The 26,533-nt window shown below is 64.4% G+C and carries 22 protein-coding genes; 6 read left to right on the top strand and 16 right to left on the bottom strand.

Annotated elements, in window-relative coordinates:
* The first annotated feature begins 655 nt into the window (after window positions 1-655).
* Window positions 656-2,623: a M23 family metallopeptidase gene (locus tag NDO48_RS02505; RefSeq protein ID WP_018429513.1), complete on the top strand. Its 1,968-nt coding sequence runs from the start codon at window positions 656-658 to the stop codon at window positions 2,621-2,623.
* 43 nt (window positions 2,624-2,666) lie between these two features.
* Here the strand turns inward: NDO48_RS02505 and NDO48_RS02500 are convergent, their stop codons facing one another.
* Together NDO48_RS02500 and NDO48_RS02495 are read right to left on the bottom strand one after the other, a co-directional pair.
* Window positions 2,667-3,500, bottom strand: a complete 834-nt coding sequence (locus NDO48_RS02500; protein WP_018429514.1) for a GGDEF domain-containing protein — start codon at window positions 3,498-3,500, stop codon at window positions 2,667-2,669.
* Window positions 3,501-3,576: 76 nt separating this feature from the next.
* Complete coding sequence (locus NDO48_RS02495) at window positions 3,577-5,112, bottom strand: MFS transporter (RefSeq protein ID WP_267320797.1); 1,536 nt, start codon at window positions 5,110-5,112, stop codon at window positions 3,577-3,579.
* Between the two features lie 345 nt (window positions 5,113-5,457).
* Here NDO48_RS02495 and NDO48_RS02490 point away from each other — a divergent pair, with 345 nt between their 5' ends.
* The 3 genes from NDO48_RS02490 to NDO48_RS02480 are packed head-to-tail and all read left to right on the top strand — an operon-like array spanning window position 5,458 to window position 6,958.
* On the top strand, window positions 5,458-6,150 hold the full coding sequence (locus tag NDO48_RS02490) for a glutathione S-transferase family protein (protein WP_018429516.1): 693 nt from the start codon (window positions 5,458-5,460) through the stop codon (window positions 6,148-6,150).
* The gene (locus NDO48_RS02485) at window positions 6,147-6,491 is read left to right on the top strand and encodes an ArsR/SmtB family transcription factor (RefSeq protein WP_018429517.1); all 345 of its coding nucleotides are present in this window, start codon (window positions 6,147-6,149) and stop codon (window positions 6,489-6,491) included. The genes NDO48_RS02490 and NDO48_RS02485 overlap by 4 nt, the downstream gene beginning before the upstream one ends.
* Window positions 6,488-6,958 (top strand): SRPBCC family protein, encoded by a 471-nt coding sequence (locus NDO48_RS02480; RefSeq protein ID WP_018429518.1) that lies wholly within the window; start codon window positions 6,488-6,490, stop codon window positions 6,956-6,958. Before NDO48_RS02485 ends, NDO48_RS02480 begins: the two co-directional genes overlap by 4 nt.
* A gap of 26 nt (window positions 6,959-6,984) precedes the next feature.
* Here NDO48_RS02480 and NDO48_RS02475 read toward each other — a convergent pair whose 3' ends face one another.
* From NDO48_RS02475 to NDO48_RS02445, 7 genes are all read right to left on the bottom strand, one after another.
* Window positions 6,985-8,547: a serine hydrolase gene (locus NDO48_RS02475; protein ID WP_051091916.1), complete on the bottom strand. Its 1,563-nt coding sequence runs from the start codon at window positions 8,545-8,547 to the stop codon at window positions 6,985-6,987.
* 81 nt (window positions 8,548-8,628) lie between these two features.
* Window positions 8,629-8,943, bottom strand: a complete 315-nt coding sequence (locus tag NDO48_RS02470) for a hypothetical protein (protein ID WP_026227520.1) — start codon at window positions 8,941-8,943, stop codon at window positions 8,629-8,631.
* Window positions 8,944-9,093: 150 nt separating this feature from the next.
* The gene (locus NDO48_RS02465; RefSeq protein ID WP_051091917.1) at window positions 9,094-9,714 is read right to left on the bottom strand and encodes a DUF922 domain-containing Zn-dependent protease; all 621 of its coding nucleotides are present in this window, start codon (window positions 9,712-9,714) and stop codon (window positions 9,094-9,096) included.
* A gap of 80 nt (window positions 9,715-9,794) precedes the next feature.
* On the bottom strand, window positions 9,795-11,045 hold the full coding sequence (locus tag NDO48_RS02460) for a DUF2778 domain-containing protein (protein WP_018429522.1): 1,251 nt from the start codon (window positions 11,043-11,045) through the stop codon (window positions 9,795-9,797).
* A 313-nt stretch (window positions 11,046-11,358) separates the two neighbouring features.
* Window positions 11,359-12,006: a CatB-related O-acetyltransferase gene (locus tag NDO48_RS02455; RefSeq protein ID WP_267320796.1), complete on the bottom strand. Its 648-nt coding sequence runs from the start codon at window positions 12,004-12,006 to the stop codon at window positions 11,359-11,361.
* 84 nt (window positions 12,007-12,090) lie between these two features.
* A complete protein-coding gene (locus tag NDO48_RS02450; RefSeq protein ID WP_267320795.1) occupies window positions 12,091-12,930 on the bottom strand; it encodes an aminoglycoside phosphotransferase family protein in 840 nt (279 codons plus the stop codon).
* Entirely contained in the window at window positions 12,930-13,553 is a 624-nt protein-coding gene (locus tag NDO48_RS02445) for a TetR/AcrR family transcriptional regulator (RefSeq protein ID WP_026227521.1), read from the bottom strand. Before NDO48_RS02445 ends, NDO48_RS02450 begins: the two co-directional genes overlap by 1 nt.
* A gap of 104 nt (window positions 13,554-13,657) precedes the next feature.
* Between NDO48_RS02445 and NDO48_RS02440 the strand changes: the two genes are divergently transcribed.
* A complete protein-coding gene (locus NDO48_RS02440) occupies window positions 13,658-15,097 on the top strand; it encodes an MFS transporter (protein ID WP_267320794.1) in 1,440 nt (479 codons plus the stop codon).
* Between the two features lie 64 nt (window positions 15,098-15,161).
* Here the strand turns inward: NDO48_RS02440 and NDO48_RS02435 are convergent, their stop codons facing one another.
* Together NDO48_RS02435 and NDO48_RS02430 are read right to left on the bottom strand one after the other, a co-directional pair.
* Complete coding sequence (locus NDO48_RS02435; protein ID WP_267320793.1) at window positions 15,162-16,541, bottom strand: L,D-transpeptidase family protein; 1,380 nt, start codon at window positions 16,539-16,541, stop codon at window positions 15,162-15,164.
* Window positions 16,542-16,664: 123 nt separating this feature from the next.
* On the bottom strand, window positions 16,665-17,027 hold the full coding sequence (locus NDO48_RS02430; protein WP_267320792.1) for an MmcQ/YjbR family DNA-binding protein: 363 nt from the start codon (window positions 17,025-17,027) through the stop codon (window positions 16,665-16,667).
* Window positions 17,028-17,239: 212 nt separating this feature from the next.
* On the opposite strand from NDO48_RS02430, the gene NDO48_RS02425 reads away from it, so the two are divergent.
* The gene (locus tag NDO48_RS02425) at window positions 17,240-18,151 is read left to right on the top strand and encodes an agmatinase (protein WP_267320791.1); all 912 of its coding nucleotides are present in this window, start codon (window positions 17,240-17,242) and stop codon (window positions 18,149-18,151) included.
* Window positions 18,152-18,247: 96 nt separating this feature from the next.
* On the opposite strand, the gene clpB is transcribed toward NDO48_RS02425, so the two are convergent.
* From clpB to ptsP, 5 genes are all read right to left on the bottom strand, one after another.
* A complete protein-coding gene (clpB, locus tag NDO48_RS02420) occupies window positions 18,248-20,854 on the bottom strand; it encodes an ATP-dependent chaperone ClpB (RefSeq protein ID WP_267320790.1) in 2,607 nt (868 codons plus the stop codon).
* 315 nt (window positions 20,855-21,169) lie between these two features.
* On the bottom strand, window positions 21,170-21,970 hold the full coding sequence (locus NDO48_RS02415; protein WP_267320789.1) for a DUF4167 domain-containing protein: 801 nt from the start codon (window positions 21,968-21,970) through the stop codon (window positions 21,170-21,172).
* 321 nt (window positions 21,971-22,291) lie between these two features.
* The gene (prmC, locus tag NDO48_RS02410; RefSeq protein WP_267320788.1) at window positions 22,292-23,152 is read right to left on the bottom strand and encodes a peptide chain release factor N(5)-glutamine methyltransferase; all 861 of its coding nucleotides are present in this window, start codon (window positions 23,150-23,152) and stop codon (window positions 22,292-22,294) included.
* Complete coding sequence (gene prfA / locus NDO48_RS02405; RefSeq protein WP_267320787.1) at window positions 23,145-24,224, bottom strand: peptide chain release factor 1; 1,080 nt, start codon at window positions 24,222-24,224, stop codon at window positions 23,145-23,147. Before prfA ends, prmC begins: the two co-directional genes overlap by 8 nt.
* Complete coding sequence (gene ptsP, locus NDO48_RS02400) at window positions 24,221-26,494, bottom strand: phosphoenolpyruvate--protein phosphotransferase (RefSeq protein WP_026227525.1); 2,274 nt, start codon at window positions 26,492-26,494, stop codon at window positions 24,221-24,223. The genes prfA and ptsP overlap by 4 nt, the downstream gene beginning before the upstream one ends.
* Between the last annotated feature and the right edge of the window lie 39 nt (window positions 26,495-26,533).

The raw sequence follows: 26,533 nt of genomic DNA, 5'->3' as shown, positions 1-26,533 counted from the left end.
TGTTGAGGCGTATATAGTCGCCACCCCTTCAAACTGTCAACGACCTAATTCCAACTTTTGCGAATTTTTTGCGACAATAACCCAAACCCCAACAAAACCCTGCGTAAGACAAACACACATAACGCAGACCCCGCCAGCCGAGCTGCAATCCACGCGCGAAACTGCCCTTAACGTCACAGCAATCCTGACGAAATCAGCGCGTCCCACCAGAAAAACAATTAGCCGGGGCCAGTAATCTTCGACCAGGCTGGCAGTCAGACGCGCGAAAAGAGATTCACCCGTGATTCACGGCAGGATTCTCCTCACTCCAAGCAAGCGACCACGCTCAAACGCCTGCCGCCCTCCCCTCAAGGCCGGCAGGCAAGAGCGCGCCCTGCAGACGTCTCTTCGGACCTGCGCGTCGCGCACGCGCGCGTGCCTATATAGGGGACAAAAACGCGGCCTCCGAACCAAGCCCTATTCCCGCCCAATTGCAGGAAGATGTGTCGGAACGTCCCTGGCGCCAGGTGAGTCCATCCGGCCTTTCATAGTGGAGAGAACGGGACAGGTCGGCGTAGCGAGCACGCCGCTTCGTTGACTTGAGCCGCCATGACAGGCAAATGTCGTGGCCACAAAACATGCGGGCGCAAAGCGTCGGGGACTTAAGCCGTACTGGATGCAGGATACGGACCAGACCATAGCCGAGCTCGGCAATGAGCCGCCGCTTATCGCGGACGGTCGCGCTGGTCCCCCGGACCGCCGCGAGGTTTCGGCGCGTTGGCTCTCTGGTACATTCCTGACCGGTGTCACCTCGAGCGTGCTGATGGGCGTGGCACTGTTTGCCGCCCTCGACGGTCGCGAAAAACTCGCCACCCCGCCCGAAATCGCCGAGCTTGCCACCCAGGATGGCGGCGACTCCGGCCAGAAGGCCAAGACCACCCGCCTCGCGCCTCTGCGCCAGATCGCCAAGGCCAAGGACCGGCGGCGCATGGAAGTGTCGATGGTCACCAAGCAGGGCGACCGCGACGTGATCAAGACAATGCCGTTTGTCCAGATCAAGATGGCGCTGGCCGCCAGCCATCCGACGACGCGTAACTATCCGGCCTTCGATCCACTGACGGTCTTTGCCGAGGATGGCCCGCCTGAGCCGGCGGCGGGTGCTGCCACGGCCGGGCAGATCTACGGCGTCAAGGTCGAGAGCGAGATGAGCCTGAAGACCATCGACTTCCCGACCGACACGGCCGCCTTCGACGAGACCTCGGCACTGTCGGCCAACGAGGTCGAGAAGGTGGTCCGCGATGCCGGCGGCGACCTGACCGAAGGCGACGTCCAGGTCGCCTCCCTCCATTACATCGACCCGCAGCGCTTCGGCGACGCATTCGCCGATCAGGCGCTGGCCGGTTCCTACGGCATCAAGATCGTACCTGAAAACGTGTCGGTGACTTCGCGCGCCGATGTCGACCCGGAGACCTTGTCTTATGCCGAAGACATCATCGCCTTCGACAAGGACCGCAAGATCGTCGACGCGCTGGCGGCCTCCGGCTATGAGGGCGACGATGCCAAGGGCATGTCGAGCGCGATTTCGCGTCTTCTCAACGCGACCGCGCTCAAGGCCGGCACCGTCCTGCGTGTCGGGCTCGAGGTGCGCGGCGATGTCGGCAAGATCGTGCGCACCAGCGTCTACGACCGCACCCAGCACATATTGACCATAGCACTCGACGACCGTGGCCAGTTCGTGCCCGGCGACGAGCCGGAGCCCAATCCCGAGATCGCGACCGCCTTCGAGGATACGCCGGCAGTTCCCACGACCTCGCGCGGCGCGTTGCCCACCGTCTATGACGGCATCTATCGCGCCGCCTATTCCTACGGCATGTCCCAGGACATGACCAAGAAGCTGGTCAGACTATTGTCGTCGGACGTCGACTTCCAGTCGCGCCTCAACCCGTCCGACCGCATCGAGGTGTTCTTCTCGCAGCCGGACGGCGACGACAAGGCCTCAGACAAGTCGGAACTGCTCTATGTCGCCGCCACCTTCGGCGGCACCACGCGCAATTTCTATCGCTTCCAGATGGGCGATGGTGCGGTCGACTATTTCGACGAGGACGGCCGCAGCTCGCGCCAGTTCCTGCTGCGCAATCCTCTGCCCAACGGCAAGTTCCGCTCAGGCTTCGGTGGCCGCAAACATCCGATCCTCGGATATGTGCGCATGCACACCGGCGTCGACTGGTCGGCGCCCACGGGCACGCCGATCATCGCGGCCGGTAACGCCATCGTCGAAAAGGCCGGCTGGGCTGGCGGCTACGGCAAGCAGACCATCCTGCGCCACACCAACGGCTACGAGACGTCGTACAACCACCAGAGCCGTATCGCGCCCAATGTCGTGCCCGGCGCCCGCGTCCGCCAGGGCCAGGTCATCGGCTATGTCGGCACCACCGGCCTGTCGACCGGTGCGCATCTGCACTACGAGCTGATCGTCAACGGCACCAAGGTCGACCCGATGCGCGTCCGCCTGCCCACGGGCCGTGTGCTGAGCGGCGAGGAGCTGACCGCGTTCAAGCGCGAGCGCGAGCGCATCGACGACCTGCTGAAGGACGAGAACAAGGACGGCCTGAAGGTCGCCAGCAGCACCAAGGTCAGCGGCTAACCCCGGCCCGGACCGGCTGCGAGCCGAAAACTTCGTGGAAAAATCAGCCCGCGACGCTTGCCCGGGCCAAGCTCTCGCCAACAGCGGCGTCGTATTTGGCGCGCTTGGCGATGTACATCGCCCGGTCAGCGGCTGCGATCAACGCCTCGGGGTCGCCGCCATCCTCCGGGAAGACCGCGATGCCGACCGTAGCGCCGACGATCAGCTTCACCTCGTCAGACGTGATTGGCTTGGCGATGTCGCGCTGCAGACGCTGGCTGAGGAACACGAGCGCCTCGGGATTGCCGATATCGGACAGGACGAGGCCAAACTCGTCGCCACCGAGCCGGGCGACCGTCGCCCCATTGGGCGCGGCATAGGCAATGCGCTCGGCCACCTCGATCAGCACGATGTCGCCGGCAGCATGGCCGTGGCGGTCGTTGACCGGCTTGAAACCGTCAAGGTCGATATAGATCACGGCGCAGGTCGCCAGGGCATTTTCCGAACGAGCGACCGAAGCCTGAATCGCCTCGCGGAAGCGGCGGCGATTGGCAAGTCCGGTGAGCGGGTCATGGCGGGCCGTATCATGGGCGAGCTTTTCCGCAGCCTCGCGGCGTGCAATCTCGCGGTTCAGCTGCCGGGTACGGATGACCAGCATGACGAGCCCGATGATGCCGGCCCACAAAAGCAGCGAGATCGCCTCGTCCAGCTGCCATTCTTCATAGGTGCGGGTAAGCTCGTAGATACGCTCGAACATGTCGAGTTGCGTGTCGATGGCATAGAGCACGACACCGATCACCAGCCAGATTGCGTAGGGCATGTATCCTCGCCAGATGAACTCGCTCCACGGCGTCCCGGCCGTCTCGCCTGAAAGCCGACGCAGATCGGATGCCGACATGATTCCCGCCTTGTTCTGGCACCGACAGAGCACGCCAAACCCCTAACAGGGTTCTAGCGCATCGCATACAATTGTATCATTCGACGATTGCCGGCGTGCTTGTCCCAGCCTTTTCATCCGACCGCTTCCAGGATGGCTGGGTGATCCAGGCGACCAGCGCCGAAAGGAAGCACATGACCGCCGCAATCCATGCGATTGCCGAAAAGGCGTTGTTGGTCGCAGCCACCCGCAGCGCCTCTGCGGCGGCATCGAGCGGTGCAGTGGAAAGCCCGCCGAATTCAGCGCCTGGCGCGGCATTGCCGAGCACGCTGGCGAAGACGATGCCGGCGACTGCGCCAAGGGCCGCCACCGCCATCAGGCCTGCGGCGCGGGCGAGCGCATTATTGATGCCAGAGGCCAGCCCCGTGTCCTCCTCCGGCGTCGCCCGCATCACCGCTGCCGACACCGGCGAGACGACGATCGCCATGCCGAGCCCCTTGAGCAGCAGGATCGGGAACGTCACCTGCCACAACATCATCAGCGGCATGGTAAGCGCGAGCCCGGCGTATGAAATGCCGACCAGCGCAGCACCAACAGTCAGCGGCAAGCGCGGGCCGATCGCGTCCGCCAGCCGGCCGGAATAGCTCGACAGCAGCGCTATGAACAGCGACAGCGGCACGAACAGCAGACTCGCTTCCCACTCCTTGGCGCCCCAGCCCGAAATCACCGTCATCGGCAGAAAGAACAGCACCGCATTGAAGGCGAAGAACAGGGTCAGCGTATAGAGATTGGCACCCGCGAAGGCGCGCGAGCGGAACAGCTTGAGCTTGACCATGGGCGCCCGCGCCCATTTCTCCCAGACGATGAAGCCGGCGAAAAGAACTGCACCTGCAAAGATCCAGATCCAGGGCGACACCGCACGCATGTCCGCCGGCAGGCCAAAGGCAGTCAGCCCCCACGCCATCAGGCCGAGGCCGCCGGTGGCGAGCACCGCACCGCCGAGATCGAGCCGCCGGCTCGACGACGGCCGGTCCTGCGGCACCCTGGAAAACAGCATATACAGCGCCACGAAGCCGATCGGCACGTTAATGGCGAAGATCAGCCGCCACATCCACTCCGCGCCGAATGACAGCACCATGCCGCCGATGAAAGGTCCCATCGCCGTGGTCAGCGACGAGAAGGCGGCCCACTGGCCGATCGCCTTGCCGCGCGTCTCATTGGGGTAGGATTTGGCGATGATTGCCAGGCTGCCGGGCACCATCAGCGCCGCACCGATGCCTTGCGCCGCACGCATGACGATCAGCATGTCGGCATCGACGGCGAGCGCGCAGGCCGCCGAGGTGACCATGAACAGCGCGATGCCAGCGGCAAAGATGTTGCGCACCCCGAACACGTCGCCGGCGGCACCGCCGAGCAGCACGAGCGCGGAGAGAAACAGCATGTAGGAGTTGGAGATCCACTGCGCATCGACAAGCGAGGCGCCGAGATCCTCGCGAATAATCGGCATGGCCAGCGACACCACCGAGCCGTCGATGAACCCCATGCTGGAGGCGAGGATCGCCGACACCAGCACATAGCGACGTGCATCGGGTGGGCAGAAGACTGGAACCGGAGCGGCGGCTGGCTGATTCATGATGATGAGCCTATGTGCCCCCTGCCCCAAGGTGAAGCGACCAGCATGACGATTTTGGCGAAGCCAGTGGGAGTTGGTCGTGCCTAGGGGCCCGTGGAAGATCGCCAGGACAATGATACGGCGGGTTTTGAGGGTGTGGAGAAGGGCTGAATTTCTCCGCGGGGTGGATGATTTCGGGCCGAACAAGGAAGGCCAATCATCAGCGTCTCATTCCTTCGCACCCCCTTCTGCTCAGCCGGGCACGGCCTGCGCCAAAACACTTTCCGTTTTCGGAAACTTTTTCTTGCCAACCGCTTCGCGCCAACATAGTTTCCGCATGCAGAAACTATCAAGGCAGGCCCAATCATGTCGCTGACGCTGTACCTCCACCCCCTCTCCTCCTTTTGCCACAAGGTGCTGATCGCGTTTTACGAGAACGGCACCGACTTTCGCGCCGTGAACGTGAACCTCGGCGATCCGGGCGAAAGGGCGGCGTTGACGGCCAAATGGCCGCTTTGCAAGATCCCCGTGCTGCATGACGAAAGGCGTGACCGCGTGGTGCCGGAGACGAGCATCATCATCGAATATGTGCAGCAGCATTACCCTGGGCCGGCGCCGATGCTGCCTGCCGACGAGGAGCTGCGGCTCGATGCGCGGCTGTGGGAGCGCTTTTTCGACCTCTATGTCAACGTTCCCACCCAGAAGATCGTGACCGACAGGATACGGCCCGAGGGCGGCAACGACCCGGTCGGGGTGGCAGACGCGCACCGCACGCTCGACACCGCCTATGCGGTGATCGAGGCAAGGCTGGCCGGTCGCACATGGGCCATGGGAGACGCCTTCGGCATATCGGAATGTTCGGCAACGCCAGCGCTGTTCTACGCTTCGATCGTGCATCCTTTCGGTTCCGACCAGCACAATCTAAAAGCCTATTTCGAGCGCCTGATGGCGCGGCCGTCAGTGCGTCGGACATTGGCCGAGGCCAGGCCTTACTTCTCGTTCTTCCCCTATCGCGAGGCGATGCCCGAGCGATTTCTCCACGACGAGGTTGCAACATGATGATGGAAGCGCAACGGCTCGACCGGATGTTCGTGGCCCTTGCCGATGCCGGGCGTCGTGACATGGTGGAGCGGCTGAGCCGTGGACCGGCGACGGTGAAACAACTGGCCAACCCCAGGGGCATGGGACTGCCTTCGGCGCTCAAGCATCTGCGGGTGCTCGAGGACGGCGGCATCGTCGTCTCGAGCAAGGTCGGGCGCATTCGCACCTATTCCATTTTGCCCGACGCCTTCAGGGACATGGACGAATGGGTGCGGGCGCGCAAGACTGCGATGAATGCCGCCTTTGATCGGCTGGCGCAAGCGATGTCGGCACTGCCTGAAGAGGACGACCAGGAATGAACGCGGTCCAGCACACCACCTTCGTCATCGAGCGCGACCTGCCGGCAAGCCCGAAACATGCCTTCCGCTTCTGGTCGGACAAGGAGCTCAAGCGCGCCTGGAACGACTGCCACCTCGATTGGATCGTGCTTGAGGATGCCTTCGACTTCCGCGTCGGCGGCATCGAGGCCAAGCGCTGGCGCATGCCCGATGGCAACGAACTGACCTTCCGCGCAGACTATTTCGACATCGAGGCGGCAAGGCGCATCATCTACGGCTTCGAGATGAGCATGGGCGGACAACGCATCTCGGCCTCGCTGGCGACGGTCGAATTCCTCGCCGATGGCAAGGCGACCCGGATGAAGTTCACCGAGCAACTGGCGTTCCTGGGCAGCGCCGACGCCATGGCCGCCCGCATCGCCGGCACCGGCGAAGGCTTCGACCGGCTGGTCGAAATGATGGCGCGTGAATTCGCCGGGATACACTGAGCGCCGAACAGCTCAATCGGCGCGGCTCAATCGGCCTTGCGCGTCAGCGTGCCAAGCCCGTGATCGTCGAGGAAGCCGACCGTCATCGCGCTGGCCTTGCCGTCGGCGCCGATGACGAACCTCACCGCAACAGGCATGTCGGGCAATTCGGGAGACGGGTTGGTGAGAAACAGGTCCCGATCGAAATGGCGCAAGGGATAGGCGCGCTTGCCATTGGGGCCAAGCTTGAGGACTAGGCCACCATCATCGGTCGAGACAACCGCGTCGCCGACGAAATCATTGGCGTAGTTTCCCGCATACGCGTCGTCCGGTCGTGCCGGCGACGCGGGAGATGGCGGCGTCGCATAGGTCGCCTTGGCTGCCTCGATGGCCGGATCGAACATGCCGGAATAGGCAGCGTTCCACGGCTGAAGCCACTCCTTTCCGGCCTTTTTGTCGAAGACGAGGTCGGCGAAGCTGTCGGACAGACCTTCGGGCACGCCGGTGGGGAAGGCGTTGGCGAGGATGACGATGCCAAGCCCGGCATCTGGATACAGCGTCACCAAGCTGCGCGCACCGACGCTGAAAGCGCCGGCGTGGCCCCAACTCAGACCGTGGCGGCCAAATTCGACATTCCAGCCAAGCCCATAAAAGGACGCTGCCCCTGTCACCGGGTTACGCCCGCGCGCCATCAGCGGTACATGCGTCTGCGCCAACACCTCCGGCGCAATCAATGTCTTGCCCTGATAGACGCCGTTGCCGAGTTCGAGGCGCATCCATTGCGCGAGATCGCCCACTGTCGCGCTGACGCCGCCGGCGGGCGCCTGGGCATCGGGGTTGCGTTCGACTGCCGCGGTCCAGCTGCCACCGATCCTCACATGCAGCGAGGCGCGGTTGGCATGAGCGAGGAAATCGGCATGCCTGGAACTTGTCGAGGTCATGCCGAGCGGCCGGTAGAGCTTTTGCTCGGCAGCATTCTCCCAGCCGAGCCCTGCCGCCCGGGCAGCGGCGACACCGCCTTCGGTGAGCCCGAAATTGCTGTAGGAGTAGCCGGCACGGAAACTGGACGACGGCGAAACGAAGCGCAGGCGCTTCAGTATCTCCGTGCGGTCGTAGCCGATATCCTCAAGGTCGTCGCCGGCGGTGCCCGGCAGGCCGCTGCGATGCGCAAACAGGTCGCGGACGGTGAGTTCGGCACTCGGATAGGCCTGAGAGAGGCGGAACGCCGGATCGATATCGGCGATCCTGGAATCCCAGGACACGAGCCCCTCGCTTACCAGTGCCGCGACGACGGTCGACGACACCGGCTTGGACAGCGAGGCAATCTGGAACACCGTATCGGCGTCGACGGTTTCGGGCTTGCCCGCGACGCGGTGGCCGAAGCCCTTGAGGTAAACGACCTTGTCGTCGTGCACGACGCCTATGGCCAGCCCCGGCACACCGCCCTCGGCGACGATCTTTTCAGCCATCTGCTCGAGCCCGGGCAGGGCCGCTGTGACCTGTTCGGGCTCGAGAGTTTGCGCCGCACCAGTCTCCGGAGCCAGCGCGACCACAGGGGCAAGCAGCAATGCCCGAGCAAGCCGGCTGCAACGGTTCGCAGGAAGATGCATGGCCCGCCCTCCATTCCGATCGCCGGTGCTCAGGCTACAACCTGACGCAGGGGAAGCCAAGCGAACGGAACGAACGAGGGATCAGATGCCCGAGCCGTCGAGCTCGATCTCGTCGCCTTCCCACGGCACCGGCAATTCGGGGCCTGAGGGCTTCTTGCCGAGATTGGCCTGTGGCAGCGGCATCCAGCTTTTCAACTCCGGCTCGGCGTAGCCGATGATGCAGCCGGGATAGGAATCGCCGGCGCGCCAGCCTTCGATGCCGAACTGGTCGGCGCGGGCCCAGTAGGCCACGTCGACTTCGGCCGGCCCCTGCTCCACCGGCCTCACCGTCACCAGGATGCGGCTGCCGTCCCTCGGCGCACTGGCCATGTGGCGCCACCGATCGGCTTCTTCCATCATATTCCTCCGCAGCATCCGACACGTTGTTGCGCGCAATGGGCGCGACGCAAGGGAATGTTAGTGCAGGAAGGCCGCTGATGCCACGCGCAAAGACGGCTCCTGGCCGTCGAAGCTGTGCATGGCGAACCGCTGCTGGAGTGCGAGGCGTCAGCCGCCGTTGACAAGGTTGAGGATCAGCTGGTGGACGTTGCCACCGTCGCTCAGTTCGACGCGGTCGAAGTCGCGGCTTTTCTGGCGCTGGGCCAGCGACAGTTCGGCGAGCCGCTTGGTCAGTTCGGTACGCACCTTCTGGCATTTCGGATCAGCCGGCGCCGAAAAGCCGACGCTGAGCGCCTCGATGGCCTTGACCATGTCGACGATGTGGTCGCCATGAACGCGCTCGTGCTTTTCGACGCCCGCGGCGAAGACATCCCAGTTCTGCTTGATGTGGGGCGGCAGCTTGCCCGCCGGCTTGGGCAGCCTGTAGGTGATGATGAGCTTGGGCTTGGCCGACACCAGCGTGCAGGCGCCGTCGGGCTGCGGCTCGTATTTGCGCTGCCAGGTGAGCTTGAAGTCGGTATGGGCAATGGCGCGTGTGCCGGTGGAGGCCTGGGGCCCGCGCTCGCCGATCGATGCATAGAGCTCAGGCCCCGACGTGCCGGAGACCGCATAGGCCTCGATCTTCTCGACCGGCTTCCATTGGGCATGCGCAGGGACGGTGGCGAGGCAGGATGCGAGCAGGATCGATCGGAAGGCGGTGTTCACTTGAAATCCCCGGCCGGAATGCATTTGCCCCTGCCTCATAGCGGCAAGGGGCGGCGGCTGGCTAGGGTCGGAGTACAGTCACCGCCCGCGAACCGGCGGCGAGATCAGATCGTCTTGCCGTTGGATGCCAGGCGGAAGGTTTCGCGCCCGCCGCTCGGCACGACCACCATCTGCTTGACCTTGCCGGCCTTGAAGGCGGCGAGGAAGCGCGGGTAGTCGGCGAAGGCGACACAGCCATGCGACTCCTCGCGGCCGCCGCGCAGCAGGTAGCTGTGGGTGAGGAAGCCGTCGCGGCCATATTTGTTCTTGCCGTCGACCGGCAGCATGCGGATGGCCTCGACGCCGTGAAAACGGCTTTCGCGCATCTTGAGATTATAGGTGTGCGGCGGGGTCGGGCCGTTCATCTTGACGTTCACGTAGCGGGGGTTGTCGGCCATGTTGCCGATGCCCGAATGCGCCTCGAGCACACTGCCGTCGGGCATGTAGACCTTGGCCGCAGAGATGTCGTAGACGGCGACGCCGCCACCGGCGCGAACAGTGCCGCCGCTGTTGCCGCCGAACAGGTTGCGTAGGGTCTGGCCGATGGTGCCGCTGCTCTTCTTTTCGGCAGGCGTATCCGGTCGGGCATAGGCGACGACCTGTGGCTTGGCCGGCACGACCTCTTCTACCTTGGCGGGCTCCGACTTGGCTTCCACAGGGGCCTCCGGCTTCGCTTCGGCCTGCTCGACGCTTGGCCGCAGCTGCGGCAGCGGCGCTGCCGACGGCGTGTCTTCGAAATCGGGAACGGGAACGATCGCGGCGGAATTGACCTCGACCTCAGGGGCCGGGGCGGTCAGGTCTTCGCCATGCGGGCCAACCAGAAGCGTCGACAGCGCGGTACCCGCCGCATCGCTTGCGCCACCGGGCGTCGGATCGGCATAGGCGAGCAAGGTCTGGTGCTGGGCTGGCTGCGCCGGACCGGCGGCGGCCACGTCCTGCGATCTGGCGGGATCGGTTTGCTGGAACAGGCTCGCGAGCTTTTCGGGCGTGAGCGCAGCCTGCTTGACGACGGTGTCGAAACGCGTCGGCTTGGCGACCACGGCAGCGACCTGGGCGTGGCGTGCGGATTTCCCGATGCTGCCGGTAATGCTGGCGGAAACGACGGGAGCCAGCCTGGAGATGACCGGGCGGGCGCTCTTGTCGGTGCTGACATAGGCGACCGGCGCGTGCACTGCGGCCTGCTTCAGCGTCTGCGGATGAGGCTTGGGCGCGAGCTGGCCGGGCACGAAGGCCGTGGTGCTGCCCAGTGCCACCATGCCTGCCACCGACCATACCGCAGCGCCCGCAAAAGCGGTGCCCAGGGAGGTGATCAGCAATGGACGCAACAGGCGGCGCAATTTACGTGCAGGAACGATTTTACTCAAAACGCATACCAAACCAGCAAGCCAGCAAAGGGCCTCGGGTCGACAGGCGACCAAAGCTTCACGACTTCCGGATTGTCCCCAACTTGACCGAGTGACCTCCAAAGGATGGACAAATATGGTTAAAGTTTGCTTTCCAGGCGAACCAGTTGTCTCAGCGGAAATGCGGGCAAATGCGAAAAAGGCCGGTCGCACTGCCGGCCGCAGCCAATGAAAACGCCCTCCGACAGAACCGGAGGGCGAGCTTCATAGACCTGAAGATGACTGCTCAGCGGGCGTCGTATTGCCGTGCGGCAGTGGCCAGCGCATCGAAATCGTCGCCGCACAATTGCGGTTTGAGCGCGTCGAACTTGGCCTTGTCCCACTGGTAGATCTCAAGCGCGAGCACGGCTTCGACGGTCGCCGAGGGAAAGCGCTGCCGGACCGGCTTCGCCGGGTTGCCGGCGACGATGGTGTAGGGCGCTACATCCTTGGTGACGATGGCGCCCGACGCGATGACAGCGCCTTCGCCGATGGTCAGGCCGGGCATGATCATGGCGCGCATGCCGATCCAGGCGCCGTCGCCAATGACGGTGTCGCCCTTGCCGACATAGGCCTCGGCGATGGTTTCGACGAAGGGGTAGAGGCTGAACCAGTCGGTCCGGTGGGTGTGGTTGCCGCCCATCAGGATCACGGCTTCGGCGCCGATGCAGACATAGTCGCCGATATGGAGCTGATCGACCGGCCACTGGGATTCCCACGCAGCCAAGCTGTACTCGTCGCCATAGAGATAACGGACAACGCTGTCCTCGAATGAGCCGGTCCAGGCATTGCTGTAATAGCTGTTGCGGCCGCGGATATGAATGTTCGGGTTCTTGACCGTTTCGGCCAGGTACTCGACGATCGACCAGTGTTTGCGGGCTTCTTGATGGGGCATCTCTGGAACTCACTCGTGGCAATGTGCTTATCGGGCGCACACATGCCCCGTATGGCAGGCCATCGCAACCTTTGAAGGCCGCCGTCAGCGGCGCGGCTGGTGCCGCAATGCCTGCAAACCGGCTTCGAGCGCATGCGCATCGCCATGCGCCAGCCCGAACAGCACGTCGAGCAGCGGGAAGGTACTGCGATAGAACTGGATGCGCCCCGCCATGCCGGCGATGCCGGGATAGTCACGCATCAGGTCGAGAAAGCCGTCGCCAAGACCGGCGGACAGGCTGGCAAGATCATAGGCCGGATCGCCGATGCCGCATCCCGAGAAGTCGATGACCCCGGATGCCCTGTCGTCATGCACCAGGATGTTGCCTGTGCCGAAATCGCCATGGATGACGGTGCGTGGATAAGGGCCGTTGGCGAAAAACCGGCCGAATTGCGCTGCGATTGATGCGCCAACATCGTGCGGCACCAACGGGAAAACCCTCGCCTCGACCTGCCCTAGGAGATCGCGCCATTCGGCCATGGGGTCATCAGGCGCGGGCACCGGCAGGATTTCGCCCGGCAGCGCATGAAGGGCGCGCAGGAACAGCGCAAGGTCACGGGCCAGTTCCCGGCTTTGCGCGTCATCCATTCCATCGAGCGACAGCAGCGGCTCGCCCGGCAGCTTGCGGTGGACGGCCACGACAAGCGGACCGACATCTCGCAGTTCCGGCGCGGGCACCGGCAAAGGCAGCCTTTGCGCCAGAACGGCCAGGACGGCCGCTTCGCGGACAAGGTCGGACCGCGCCTCGTCATGCCGGGGTATCCGTACGATGAGCTTGCCCGTGTCGAGGATGCTGTTGTTCTGCCCGCCGTCGATGACGGTTGCGGAAAGGAGTTCGGGCTGGCCCAGTGCCTCGGCGATTTCCCTGGATGCCGGCCGGATCATCACGCTTTGCCGGTCGCAGCCGGCTGGCTGGCAAGTGCAGCTTCGACCGCCTGCATCGCCACGGGGACGAACCCCAGCAGCCGCGCGCTCGCCACGCCGTCGCGCGCCTGCACCGAGAGGCCGCGCATGATGGTGGCGAAATAGTCGCCCAGCATCTGCGTGTCGGTGTCCGGTTTCAGTTCCCCCTCGGCGACGCCCTGCTCCAGCCGCGCGATGATGCGCTCGGTCTGCTCCATGCGGCGCTCGGCCAGCCAGTCCAGCACTTCGTCATTTTCGGCGGTGCAATTGGTGGCAGCGGAAACAATCATGCAGCCCTGTGGTCGCCCCGGCCTGGTGCAGTTTTCTATGGCTTCGAACAGCATCTTTTCGATCGCCTGCCGGGCCGTCTGCGCCTCGCCCAGGGCTCGCGTGGCGACGCCGCCGTCGCCGGCCTGATAGAGGCCGACCGCCTCCCGAAACAGATCCCGCTTGGAGCCGAAGGCGGCGTAGATTCGCGCCGAAGCGATGCCGAGGGCTGCGACCAGATCGGCCATCGACGTGCCTTCATAACCGCGTGCCCAAAAGGCGTCGCGCGCATTTGCCAGCGCCTTGTCGCGATCGAACTCCCGCGGCCTTCCCGCCATCGCAGCCTCCATTCTTTATCGGTCAACAAATAATACGCTTGACTCCGGATTGCAAATCTCAATTCTTTGCTGATCAACAAAGAATCAACATTATGGAGAACAGCATGAGTTCAATCGACCAGGAGGCGCCGCCGCTCGGAGCGGCAACGATGGCAGGAGGCACCGGCACAAAGCGCGGCGCCACGCTGGCGTTGCTGGCCTTCGCGCAGTTGATCATCGCCCTCGACCTCAACATCGTTTTCGTGGCGCTGCCGGAGATCGGCACGAGCCTCGGCTTTTCCGGCCAGACATTGCAGTGGGTGGTCAGCGCCTACACCGTCTTCACCGGCGGTTTCCTGTTGTTCGGCGGCCGCGCGGCGGACCTGATCGGCCAGCGCCGCGTCTTCATCTTCGCGCTCTGGCTCTATGCGCTGTCGTCGGTTGTCGGCGGTCTTGCCTGGTCACCGGAAGTCATCATCGCGGCACGCGCGGTACAGGGCATCGGCGGCGCCTTCCTGTTTCCGGCAACGCTGTCGCTGATCAATCGGCTGTTTGCCGAGGGGCAGGAACGTAACCGGGCGCTCGCCGTCTGGGGCGGCGCCGGCGCCAGCGGCCTGACGCTCGGCTCGCTGGCCGGTGGTTTTCTGACCAGTGCCTTCGGCTGGCCATCGGTGTTCTACGTCAACGTGCTCTTGGCCGGGCTCGCCATCATCGCCGCCTTCGCCGTCATTCCGCGTGATCCCAAGCCGCAGGCAAAACGCAGCTTCGACCTGCCGGGCGCGCTGACGGTGACCGCGGGTGCGACGCTTCTGGTTTTCGCGCTGGTGCAGGGACCCGAATATGGCTGGAGCTCGACGCCGATTGTCGCGAGCACGGCCCTGGCGGCCATCTTCCTGATCGCCTTTGGCGTGATCGAAGCCCGCAGCGCCGATCCGCTGATGCCGCTGCGCCTGTTCCGCAACCGCAGCCTGGTCAGCAGCATGACGATCACCTTCATGTTCATGGCCACCTTCGGGGCGCTGCCCTACTTCCTTACCGTGCTGTTGCAGACGGTGTATGGCTTCACCGCGCTGCAGACCGGCCTCGCCTTCCTCGTCCCCTCGATAGCCATCGCTACCGGCACGCAGGTCGGCGAGCGGCTGGCTACACGTTTCTCGACCCGCTCGACGCTGGTCACCGGCATGATCATCGGCGCTGTCGGCACTGCATTTATGGCGCTCGGCACCACCGCCGACAGCAGCTATCTCTCGATTGCACCGGGCCTTGTTGTCTCCGGCATCGGACAGGGCATCGTCTGGACGGCGATGTGGATCGCGGCCGCCTCCGGCGTCCACCACGACGAACAGGGCGTCGCTTCGGGCATGGCTTCGACGACGCTCAATGTCGGCAACGCCATCGGCATGGCAGCGCTCATCGCGGTTGCCAACAGCCATGTCGGCGACGTGTCCGGCGATACGCTGAAGCTGGCCGTGACCGACGGCATCCAGGTGGCCTTCTGGCTCGCCGCGGCAGGCGTGGCGGTCAGCCTGGTGTTTGTGATGGCGCTGCCGAAAAAACCGGCGTGAATGCCCGCAGCAGCGGGCAATGAAGTTGCGCCCGTGGACGACAATCCACGGTCGCAGGCCTGTTTTACTCGATGAACTCGACCGGCACGCCGGGTTTGACCAGCTTGGCCAGTTCGCGCGCATCCCAATTGGTCAGGCGTACACAGCCATGGCTCTCGGTCTTGCCGATCTTGGACGGATCGGGCGTGCCGTGGATGCCATAGGTGGGCTTGTCGAGCGCGATCCACACCGAACCAACAGGACCGTTCGGCCCCGGCGGAATGGTCAGGATCTTGTCGTTGTTGCCCTGCTTGAAGTTGAGATTTGGATTGTAGGTGTAGTTGGGGTCGAGCGCGATCCGCGACACCGCATGGATGCCGGTCGGCGACGGCGTGTCGGTCGAACCGATGGTCGCCGGATAGGCGACGACCAGCTTGCCGGCCTCGTCATAAGCGCGGACCTGCTTCAGCCCCTTGTCGGCGATGATGCGGGCCACGGGCGTGGTGATCTGCTTGCCGAAATTGGCGACCCTGACGATGGTGCCGGGACGGTTGAAATTGGCTTCAGGATTGAGCGCCTTGAGATAGGCCTCATCCATGTGGAAACGCTCGGCCAGCATCTCGGTGACCGAGGTGAAGGACATGCGCTCGAGCTGCGCCTTTTCGCTGTAATCGGTCGGAACCGAGGCGATGTAGGGGCCGGCGGCGTCCTCTGATGTGATGACGTAGTTGGCGAACGCATCGCCACCCGTCTCGGCCAGCGCCTTCTTGATGCCTTCGGCGTCGGTCGACTTCAGGCTGGTGCCGGTGATCTCGTGATAGGCGGCCAGCGCCTTGTCGACATTGGAGCCGAAACGGCCATCGATGACACCGGGCGAGGCGCCGGCGCGGTCGAGCAGAATCTGCAGGCCAGCGACATCCTCACGGCCTTTGACCGCGATCGATGGCTCCAACGGCTTTTCGACGATGGTCGGCGTGGTCTCACCGACGGCGACCTGGTCGTCCGGGCCTGGTATGGGTTCACGCGTCACCGAGCGCTGGCCGGGCGCGCTGGGGAACGCATTGGGATCGTTGCCATAACCGTCGTCATAGGGGTCGGACGGCTGGGCAGGATAGTCGTCGGAATAATAGTCGCCATTGTCGGCCGGGCCGAGCAGGACATCACCCTGGCGGTACTCGCGGCGCAGCTCCTGGCGGCGCAGTTCACGGCGAAGCGCCTGGCGGTTGGAACTGGTTCCCGGCGGCTGAACGGCGATGACCTTGCCGGTGTAGGGATCGACCAGCACGCGGTTGCCACGGCCATCGTAAAAGATCTCCACGTCGCTGTCCTGCGCGAGGCGGATCAGCTTGTCCGGCTGAACAGGGCGCTGTCCGGCCTGGCTGTCGCCAGGCCCGACCGCAGCCGCCGCCTGCAATACGGACAGGCCGGTGGCCAAAGCCGAAAGCACGATGATCCTGCGCAGCATGGTCGCCAGTCTTCTCCGATATCGGGTCGATCGCCCCCATGGCGATCCGGGCACATTACGCCCGGCGAAATCAACCAACTGCTAACCCTTCCAACATGAACAGGGCATGAAAATGGCCGCAGCCTATGCGGGCAGGCCCAGGTCTTTGCGCACGGCCCTGGTGAGCTTGGCTGCGATCAGCCTGTGGCTTTCGCGGATGTAGTCGCGCAAGCCTCCGGCGTCCATGGTCTCGCCCGAAATGCGCTGAATCCACTTCATGCCGCGCGAAGCGAGATAGGGCGCGGGCCTCAACCCGGGTTGCTCCTTGAGGATGTCGAAGGCCATATCGGAAACCTTGAAGGTGACGGAGAGCCCCGCCCCTTCGTTCCAGCCGCCAATGGCAAAGACCTTGCCGCCGACCTTCCAGACATGCGCCCCGCCCCACTGCACGACATGGGTCGTATGCGGCAGCGAGGCGCAAAAGCCGTTGTATTCGTCGAGCGTCATGGGGAACGTTCCGTCGCAAATCACTGAACCTGTACTCCACATGACAGGAAATCCCAACCGGCGCATTGAGCGCCTGCACCCGCGTGGGCCCTGCCAAATAGTTCCGAAGACTTCGGGACAGACGGCCTTGCAAGCCGGCAGGCTCTGCGTAGGATTTCCCCGCTCCACGCACATGGACCCGCGCCCCTCTAAACCTGACAAGGCCTCGACACATGACCGCCTCGCCCCGCTTTCTTGGCCTTCCTGATCGCCTTGCAGATGGCCGTAACCCGCGTGTTGTGATCTTCGGTGCCGGCCACGGCACCACCTATCCTGGCAAGGACAGCAGCGGCTACGCCCTCGCTGCCGACGCCATCCGCGCCGCGAGCCAGGACGACGCCCCGCTGGTAGGCCATTGGGATTTCGATCTCGGCGGCCCCTTGTTCGACGGCAAGCCGGTCTGCTGCATCGACGCCGGCGACATCTCCACCACGATGCATGCCAATACAGACAACCGGGCCCGTATCGAGGAGAAGACGCGCGAGGTGCTGGCGCTGTTGGCCGTGCCGATCCTGCTCGGCGGCGACGATTCGGTACCCATTCCCTTTATCGCCGGCTTCGCCGGTCACGGCCCGATATGGGTCCTGCAGATCGATGCCCATATCGACTGGCGCGACGAGGTGCTTGGCGAACGCTACGGCTATTCGAACCCGATGCGGCGGGCGAGCGAGATGGCGCATGTCGCCGGCATCGTGCAGGTCGGGATCCGCAGCGTCGGCAGCGCGCGCCTCGCCGAGATCGAGGCAGCACAGCACTACGGCAGCCACTTGGTCACCGCTCGCGAGGTTCATGCCGAAGGCGTCGAGGCTGCCCTCCGGCATATCCCCGAGGGCGCGCAGGTCGTCATCACGCTCGACTGCGACGGCCTCGATCCAAGCATCATGCCGGGAGTCGCGGCGCGTACACCCGGTGGCCTCACCTACACGCAAACGATCGACCTGATCGCCGGCGTCGGCAAGCGGGCGAGGATCGTAGGTTTCGACCTGGTCGAATTTTATCCGCCCGCCGACATCGACGGCCTGACGGCCGCCACCGCGGCGCGTCTTCTCGTCAATGCCATCGGCGTCATCGTCCGTCAGGCTTGAACAACGCCAACCAGAAAAGTCCTGGTAGAGATCGGTAAAAAGAATGCCCCGTCGATGACGGGGCACTTTTGTCCATGCAACGGACAGCAGTTGCGATTACGCCGCCGCTTCCTCGCTCACCACGCCCTGCTTGGACCGGAAGTTGAGCCGATCCGAGCCTGCGGTGATCTTGACGGTCGAGCCGTCGAGGATCTCGCCGCCGAGGATGCGCTCGGCCAGCGGATCCTGCAGTTCCTTCTGCATGACGCGCTTGAGCGGACGGGCGCCATAGGCGGGGTCGTAGCCCTTATGCGCCAGCCACTCGATCGCGTCGGGCGCGAGGTCGAGCGTAATCTTGCGGTCGGCGAGCAGCTTTTCGAGTCGCTTGAGCTGGATCGCCACGATCTTGCCCATGTCCTGCTGGCGCAGCCGGTGGAACAGGACGATCTCATCGATGCGGTTCAGGAACTCCGGCCGGAACGCCGCCTTGACCGCGCCCATGACGTCGTCGCGGACCTGGTCGACATCCTCGTTCTCGCCCAGCGCCACCAGATATTCGGCGCCGAGGTTGGACGTCATGATGATCAGCGTGTTGCGGAAGTCGACGGTGCGGCCCTGACCATCGGTCAGGCGGCCATCGTCCAGCACCTGCAGGAGCACGTTGAAGACGTCCGGATGAGCCTTCTCGACCTCGTCGAACAGCACGACCTGATAGGGCCGGCGCCGCACGGCTTCGGTCAGTGTGCCGCCTTCCTCGTAGCCGACATAGCCGGGAGGCGCGCCGATCAGCCGGGCCACGGAGTGCTTCTCCATGAACTCGGACATGTCGATGCGGACCAGCGCATGCTCGTCGTCGAACAGGTAGTCGGCGAGCGCCTTGGTGAGCTCGGTCTTGCCAACGCCGGTCGGGCCCAGAAACATGAACGAGCCGATCGGCCGGTTCGGATCCTGCAGACCGGCGCGGGCGCGCCTGACGGCCTTGGACACGGCCTGCACGGCCTCGCCCTGGCCGACGACGCGGACACCGAGTTCGTCTTCCATGCGCAACAGCTTCTCGCGCTGGCCTTCGAGCATCTTGTCGACCGGAATGCCGGTCCAGCGCTCGACGACATGGGCGACGTGATCAGGCGTGACGGTTTCCTCGACCATCGAGCCCCGGCTTTCCTGGGCCTCGGCCTCGACGAGCTTCTTTTCGAGTTCGGGGATGCGGCCATAGGCGAGCTCGCCCGCCTTCTGGAACTCGCCCTTGCGCTGGGCGATGGCGAGTTCGTTGCGGGCTTCTTCGAGCTGGCCCTTGAGGTCGGCGGCAAGGCCGAGCTTTTCCTTCTCGGCCATCCACTGGCTGGTCACCCGGGTCGACTCTTCCTCGAGCCCGGCCAGCTCCTTCTCGAGCCTTTCGAGACGGTCGCGCGAGGCGTCGTCGGTTTCCAGCTTCAGCGCCTCGCGCTCGATCTTGAGCTGCATGATGCGGCGGTCGATCTCGTCGAGGGCTTCGGGCTTGGAATCGATCTGCATGCGCAGCCGCGAGCCGGCCTCGTCGACCAGGTCGATGGCCTTGTCGGGCAGGAAGCGGTCGGTGATGTAGCGATTCGACAGCGTCGCAGCCGCCACCAGTGCGGAGTCCGAAATGCGCACCTTGTGGTGCTGCTCGTACTTCTCCTTCAGGCCGCGCAGGATCGAGATGGTGTCCTCGACGGTCGGCTCGGAAACGAAGACCGGCTGGAAGCGGCGGGCAAGGGCCGCATCCTTTTCGACATGTTTGCGGTACTCGTCGAGCGTGGTGGCGCCGACGCAATGAAGCTCACCGCGGGCGAGCGCCGGCTTGAGCAGGTTGGAGGCATCCATCGCGCCATCGGCCTTGCCGGCGCCGACGAGCGTGTGCATTTCATCGATGAACAGGATGATGCCGCCGGCAGCCGCGGTAACCTCGGACAGAACGGCCTTCAGCCGCTCCTCGAACTCGCCGCGATACTTGGCACCCGCAATCAGCGCGCCCATGTCGAGCGCCATCAGTTGCTTGTCCTTGAGGCTCTCGGGCACGTCGCCATTGACGATGCGCAGTGCAAGGCCTTCGGCGATGGCCGTCTTGCCGACGCCGGGCTCGCCGATCAGCACCGGATTGTTCTTGGTGCGCCGCGACAGCACCTGGATGGTGCGGCGGATTTCGTCGTCGCGGCCGATGACCGGATCGAGCTTGCCGGCACGGGCATCAGCCGTGAGGTCGCGTGCGTATTTCTTCAATGCGTCGTAGCCCTGCTCCGCACTCGCCGAATCTGCGGTGCGGCCCTTGCGGATTTCGTTGATGGCCTTGTTGAGGCCCTGCGCGGTGACACCGGCCTTGGCCAGGATTTCGGAGGTCTTGGCCGACTTCTCGACGGCAAGCGCCGTCAAAAGGCGCTCGACCGTGACGAAACTGTCGCCGGCCTTCTTGGCCAGTTCCTCGGCGGTCGACAAGACCTTGGCGAGCGGCTGCGCCAGGTAAAGCTGGCCGTTGGCGCCCTCGACCTTGGGCATGGCCTTGAGCGCCGCCTCGACAGCGAGCCTGACATCGCGGGCATTGCCGCCGGCGCGCTCGATCAGCGAAGAGGCAAGCCCCTCGTCGTCGTCGATCAGCACCTTGAGGATGTGCTCGGGCGTGAACTGCTGGTGATTGTTGGAAAGGGCGTAAGTCTGCGCGGACTGGATGAAGCCGCGTACGCGTTCGGAATACTTCTCAAGATTCATATCTGTCTCCACTCCGTCGCCGGCCCGCTTTGCGGCACCGGTCTGGTCCAAGGTGACGAGTCCGCCCGTTTGGGCCGGACCCTGTTGGGCGTGATATGGGTAGTAGGACGATATCCCTCAAGGAGCCTGGAGCGCCGCGCGTCATTTTTTGACGCGCAAAGGACGCTCCGGCATTTCCTGAGTCTGCGCATCGTGCTTTCCGAAAATCAATTCCGATTTTCGGGCCGATGCGCGTCACCGAAGTCAAAAAACAAAAACGGCGAGATTTTATCCCGCCGTTTGAAATGGCTTCAAAGCCCTGTTCGTGGAAGGCGATCAGCCCTCGACGACCGCAGGCTCGGCTGCCGGCGTTTCGCCTTCGCCCTGCGCCTCGGTCGCGGCGCGCTCGCCACGACGCGGACGACGGCCACGGCGCGGTGCCGCAGCGACTTCGCCCTCGGCGGCTTCGGCAGCAGGTGCCGCCTCGACTGCGACCGCCTGCGGCTGCTCGACGACAGCGGCCTCGACCTGCGGAGCCTCGGCCTGAGGCGCTTCGGCCTGCTGTTCGGCAGGACGGCGCTCGCGACGACCTTCGTGACGGCCACGACCGCGCTCGCGGCGACCCTCGCGCGGCTGGCCTTCGCCTGCGGCTTCCGGGTTCAGCGCGACTTCGGCCGGCGTGCCTTCGATCTCTGGCTGCGGGCCGGTGCCATTGACGACCGGCTGCGGCTGCGCGTGCTGGTGAACCGGCTGCGTTTCGGCGTTGCCGACCGAATCCTCGTCGCGCTCGTCGTCCATATCGGCGTCGAGATCGTCGCGGGCCTGTTGCTGGTGCTGGATGGGCATCTGCGCCAGGGCGGCGGCAATGATGCGGTTATAGTGCTCTGCATGCTGCAGATAGTTCTCGGCCATAACGCGGTCGCCTGAGCTTTGTGCGTCGCGGGCAAGCGTGGCATATTTTTCGGCGATCTGCTGCGCGGAGCCCCGGATCTTCACATCCGGACCATTGCTCTCGTAGTTGCGCGTCAGCGGGTTGGGACCCTTGCGGTTGTTGTTATTATTATTATTGTTGTTATTGTTATTATTATTGTTGTTATTCCGACCGCGCATGCGCCTGTTCTGCTGTTGTGGCCTCATCAGATTCTCTTCGTGTTGAAATCTTGCTCAGGACCGCTGCCCCTCACGAGCAGGTCGATCCGTGTTCTTCCGCTGGTGTTCGCCCGCAATAATTGCGCTGGCGCCACATGCCGTCCTTTGTCGGTTACATGTCTGCCGAACGATCCCCGCACGAAGCTAGAGCGTCGTCTACGCAAGAAGGCAGCAAGTTTCCTAGGGAAACCGAACGTTTACAGTACTGCCTGCTTCGTCTCATCCGGTTGCCGGAACCTAGCGGCATTCACTTTCCTTGCCAAGCGGTTTTTTGCGCTGCCGAAAAGGCCCGGACATCCCGTCCGCAAGTCACTTTCCGAACACGAGCGCACGGTCGTTTCCACCCAGATCCTTATGCTGGGTGATCAACCTGTAGCCGGCTTGCTCGAATAGCTCGGTCACGTCGCGCCGCTGGTCATGTCCTATTTCCAGACCGACGAGCCCACCTTGTTCGAGGTGGGGCGCGGCGTCCGATGCTATGGCTCTGTATGCTCCGAGACCGTCCGGGCCGCCGTCCAGCGCGCGCCGCGGATCAAAGTTGCGAACCTCGTCCTGCAAATCCTCGATCTCTGATGAGGCAATATAGGGTGGATTTGAGACGATTAAATGGTAGCGGCCAGTAATTTCCGCGAACCAGTCGGATTTTTTTGCCGAAAAACGGTTCGAAACCCCAAGGTCGGCGGCATTGGCCGCAGCGGTTGCCAGCGCGTCGTCGGAGACATCGACGCCGGTTGCCACCGCAAGCGGCTCCTGTACCAGGAAGGAAAGCGCGATTGCGCCGGTGCCGGTGCCGAGGTCGAGGATGCGGCAGGTGCCCACGCGCGCAGCCGTCTCGCGCACAAAAGGCAGGACGGCGTCGACCAGCGTTTCTGTGTCGGGGCGCGGTTCGAGCGTCTCGGCCGAGAGACCTAGCCGCATGCCATAGAACTCGCGGAAACCAAGGATGCGGTGCACCGGTTCGCCCGATATACGACGGTCGAGCGCGGCCTCGATCTCGGCCAACTGCGTGACGATCCGGTCGGGCGTGGAAATCGCGTCCGTGCGCGTGGTGCCGGAGAAATGCTCGACGATCAGCCGGGCGTCGAATGCGGCGTCCGTTATGCCAGCACCCGCAAGCCGCGCCCGCGCATGGCGCAGCAACTCACCGAGCGGCCGTGCCGCCTCAGGCATCCGAGCCCATGTCGGCCAGGAGCTTCGACTGGTGGTCGGATATCAGCGCATCGACGACCTCGTCGAGTTCGCCCATCATGACGCGGTCGAGCTTGTAGAGCGTCAGGTTGATGCGGTGGTCGGTCAGCCGCCCTTGCGGGAAATTGTAGGTGCGGATGCGCTCGGAACGATCGCCCGAGCCGACCTGCGACTTGCGCGACGACGAACGCTCCTCGTCGGCGCGGCTGCGCTCCATGTCGTAGAGGCGGGCGCGCAGGATCTGCATGGCCCGCGCCCGGTTCTGGTGCTGCGACTTCTCGGCCTGCACCACCATGATGCCGGTGGGCAGGTGGGTGATGCGCACGGCAGAGTCTGTGGTGTTGACGTGCTGCCCGCCCGAACCCGAGGCGCGCATGGTGTCGATGCGGATATCTTCGGCACGGATTTCGATGTCGACTTCCTCGGCCTCCGGCAACACGGCGACGGTTGCGGCTGACGTGTGGATGCGACCGCTGCCCTCGGTTGCCGGCACGCGCTGGACGCGGTGCACGCCCGATTCAAATTTCAGATGCGCGAACACGCCCTTGCCGGAGACGCCGGCGATGATTTCCTTGAAGCCGCCGGCATCGCCGTCGCTGGCCGAGACCACCTCGAAGCGCCAGCCGCGCGAGGCGGCGTAGCGTTCGTACATGCGGTAGAGGTCGCCGGCAAAAAGGGCCGCCTCGTCGCCGCCGGTGCCGGCGCGGATTTCGAGGATGGCGTTCTTGTCGTCGGCAGCGTCCTTGGGCAGCAGCAGGATCTGGATGTCGTGCTGCAGTTGCTCGATTCGTTCCTCGACCTCGGGCTTGTCCGTTTCGGCAAGCGCCCGCATCTCGGCGTCAGTGCTCTTGTCATTGAGCATGACGTCGAGGTCGGCCAGCTCCTGCTCGGCGCCGCGCAGGGCGCGGATCTTGCCGACGAGGTCCTGGAGGTCGGAATATTCGGACGCCATCTTCACATAGGCGTCAGGGTCGGGGCCGACAGCCATCTGGGCTTCGAGCATGTCGAAGCGCTTGACGACTTGGTCCATTCGGTCGCGAGGCAGGCTGATCATAGGGGTATGGAACGGTCGTCCGCAAAGGCCTGGAGCAACGCGCGCATCGGCAGGTTGGCCGCAGGTCCGGAAAGATTATCGTCGAGGAACGACTTGAGTTCCCCAAGCGGGAGTTCGGTGAGCATCGCCTTGACCGGGCCGATGGAGGCCGGCGACATGGAAATGGAGCGGAACCCGAGGCCGAGCAGGGCCATGGCCGAAATCGGCTTGCCGGCGAGTTCGCCGCACAGCGTGACGGGCGTGTGGTTGCGCACGCCTGCGTCCGCAATCTGCTTGAGCACCCGCATGAACGGCACCGACAGTGGGTCGAAGCGGTCGGCGAGCTGGGTGTTGCCGCGGTCGGCAGCCATGACGAACTGGAACAGATCATTGGAGCCGACCGAGACGAAGTCGACCGTCTGCATCAGCTCGTCGAGCTGCCACAGCAGCGCCGGCACCTCGATCATGGCGCCGAGCTTCAGGCTGGTCGGCAGATGGTGGGCGAAGCGCGACAGGTGGCGCACCTCGCGGTCGATGATTTCGCGCGCCTGGGCGATCTCCGAGAGTTCGGTGACCATCGGCAGCATGACCTTGAGCTCACGCCCGCCGGCAGCCTTGAGCAGCGCGCGGACCTGGGTGCGCAGCAGGCCGGGACGGTCGAGCGTCAGGCGGATGGCGCGCCAGCCGAGCGCGGGGTTCTCTTCTTCCTGCGCCGAGCCCTTGAAATAGGGCAGCACCTTGTCGCCGCCGATATCGATGGTGCGGAAGGTGACGGGACGGCCCTTGGCCGTGTCGAGCACGTCGCGATAGAGCTTCTCCTGCGCTTCGGCGCGCGGGAAGGTCGACGCCACCATGAACTGCAGCTCGGTGCGGAACAGGCCGATGCCGGCGGCACCCGCTTCGGCAAGCTGCGGCAGGTCGACGGCGAGGCCGGCATTCATCAACAGGTCGACCTTGATGCCGTCCCTGGTCTGCGACGGCTTCTTGCGCAGCTCGCGGTAGAGCTCCTGCCTGCGGGCACGGAAACGCACCTTCTCGGCATAGGCAGCTTCGAGGTCGGGCTGAGGTCTGAGATGGATCGTCCCCTCATCGCCGTCGACGATGATCGGATCGCCGTTTTCCGACATGGAAACGGCACCCTTCATCTGGCCGGCGACGGGAATGCCCATGGCGCGCGCCACGATGACCACGTGGCTGGTAGGCGCGCCTTCCTCAAGGATAAGGCCGCGCAGGCGGTCACGCGGATAGTCGAGCAGTTCGGCAGCCCCCATCGAGCGGGCGACGATGATGGCATCCTTGGGAAGCGAGGCGGCGATGGTCTCGGGGCCGCGGCCCATGAGCTGGCGCAGCAGACGGTTGGCGAGATCGTCGAAATCGCTCATCCGCTCGCGCAGATAGGGGTCGGTCATGTGCAGCATGCGCGCGCGCATATCGCTCTGCACCTTCTCGACCGCTGCTTCCGCCGTCAGGCCGTTGCGGATCGCCTCTTCAAGGCGGCGCACCCAGCCGCGATCGTTGGCAAACATCCGGTAGGCTTCGAGAACCTCGCGATGCTCGCCCTCGAAGGCGACGTCGCGGCGCGACAGCATGTCGTCAATGGAGAGCCGGAGCGAACCGAGCGAATCCTCGAGCCGGCGCAGTTCCTCGTCGCTGTCCTCGTTGAACAGATTGGTGACGACGATGCGCGGCTCGTGCAGCACGACATGGCCGAGGCCGACACCTTCGTTGAAGGAACTGCCGGTGAACGACGCTGGGCGCGTCAGATCGAGTTCGAGGCCGGGTCGGCTGAGCCGGGCGATGTCGCCGGACGCGATCATCTCGGCAATGACCATCGCGGTGGTTTCGAGCGCCTCGACCTCGTCGTCGCGATAGTGGCGCATGGTCTTGTTTTGCACGACCAGAACGCCAAGCGTGCGCCCTGCTCTGAGCACCGGCACGCCGAGGAAGGAGTGATAAATCTCCTCACCCGTTTCCGGCAGGTAAGCGAAAGCAGGGTGTTCCTGCGCGTTGGACAGGTTGAGCGCACGCGCGCTCGCAGCGATGGTACCGACCAGACCCTGTCCGAGACGCAGCTGGGCCAGGTGAACCGCATTGGGGTTCAGACCGACGGTGGCATAGAGTTCGAGGACGGAGTCGGCGCGAAGCACGTAGAGCGAGCAGACTTCGGCCACCATGTTGGCGGCAATATCGCGCACGATCCTGTCGAGCCGTTCCTGTGGCTCGAGGGGCTCCGCCATCAACTCGCGGAGCCGTTTCAGAAGCACGCGAGGCCCTGCGGCCATGTCACGCATCATTCACCGTCTCCAATGCTTTGGAACCGGCGCGGCACA

The sequence above is a fragment of the Aminobacter sp. MET-1 genome (genome assembly GCF_026521175.1).
Classification (GTDB): domain Bacteria; phylum Pseudomonadota; class Alphaproteobacteria; order Rhizobiales; family Rhizobiaceae; genus Aminobacter.
This window is presented reverse-complemented; position numbering and strand designations above follow the sequence as displayed.

Coding starts and splice junctions, on each gene's coding strand:
- ptsP (WP_026227525.1), bottom strand. CDS start 26,494: ATGCGTGACATGGCCGCAGGGCCTCGCGTGCTTCTGAAACGGCTCCGC.
- NDO48_RS02450 (WP_267320795.1), bottom strand. CDS start 12,930: ATGATCCGGCCGGCATCCAGGGAAATCGCCGAGGCACTGGGCCAGCCC.
- NDO48_RS02490 (WP_018429516.1), top strand. CDS start 5,458: ATGTCGCTGACGCTGTACCTCCACCCCCTCTCCTCCTTTTGCCACAAG.
- NDO48_RS02430 (WP_267320792.1), bottom strand. CDS start 17,027: ATGACGCTCGACGAATACAACGGCTTTTGCGCCTCGCTGCCGCATACG.
- NDO48_RS02435 (WP_267320793.1), bottom strand. CDS start 16,541: ATGCTGCGCAGGATCATCGTGCTTTCGGCTTTGGCCACCGGCCTGTCC.
- NDO48_RS02465 (WP_051091917.1), bottom strand. CDS start 9,714: ATGCATTCCGGCCGGGGATTTCAAGTGAACACCGCCTTCCGATCGATC.
- prmC (WP_267320788.1), bottom strand. CDS start 23,152: ATGCCTGAGGCGGCACGGCCGCTCGGTGAGTTGCTGCGCCATGCGCGG.
- NDO48_RS02500 (WP_018429514.1), bottom strand. CDS start 3,500: ATGTCGGCATCCGATCTGCGTCGGCTTTCAGGCGAGACGGCCGGGACG.
- NDO48_RS02415 (WP_267320789.1), bottom strand. CDS start 21,970: ATGAGGCCACAACAGCAGAACAGGCGCATGCGCGGTCGGAATAACAAC.
- NDO48_RS02485 (WP_018429517.1), top strand. CDS start 6,147: ATGATGATGGAAGCGCAACGGCTCGACCGGATGTTCGTGGCCCTTGCC.
- NDO48_RS02425 (WP_267320791.1), top strand. CDS start 17,240: ATGACCGCCTCGCCCCGCTTTCTTGGCCTTCCTGATCGCCTTGCAGAT.
- clpB (WP_267320790.1), bottom strand. CDS start 20,854: ATGAATCTTGAGAAGTATTCCGAACGCGTACGCGGCTTCATCCAGTCC.
- NDO48_RS02475 (WP_051091916.1), bottom strand. CDS start 8,547: ATGCATCTTCCTGCGAACCGTTGCAGCCGGCTTGCTCGGGCATTGCTG.
- NDO48_RS02505 (WP_018429513.1), top strand. CDS start 656: ATGCAGGATACGGACCAGACCATAGCCGAGCTCGGCAATGAGCCGCCG.
- NDO48_RS02455 (WP_267320796.1), bottom strand. CDS start 12,006: ATGCCCCATCAAGAAGCCCGCAAACACTGGTCGATCGTCGAGTACCTG.
- NDO48_RS02480 (WP_018429518.1), top strand. CDS start 6,488: ATGAACGCGGTCCAGCACACCACCTTCGTCATCGAGCGCGACCTGCCG.
- NDO48_RS02445 (WP_026227521.1), bottom strand. CDS start 13,553: ATGGCGGGAAGGCCGCGGGAGTTCGATCGCGACAAGGCGCTGGCAAAT.
- prfA (WP_267320787.1), bottom strand. CDS start 24,224: ATGATCAGCCTGCCTCGCGACCGAATGGACCAAGTCGTCAAGCGCTTC.
- NDO48_RS02495 (WP_267320797.1), bottom strand. CDS start 5,112: ATGAATCAGCCAGCCGCCGCTCCGGTTCCAGTCTTCTGCCCACCCGAT.
- NDO48_RS02470 (WP_026227520.1), bottom strand. CDS start 8,943: ATGGAAGAAGCCGATCGGTGGCGCCACATGGCCAGTGCGCCGAGGGAC.
- NDO48_RS02440 (WP_267320794.1), top strand. CDS start 13,658: ATGAGTTCAATCGACCAGGAGGCGCCGCCGCTCGGAGCGGCAACGATG.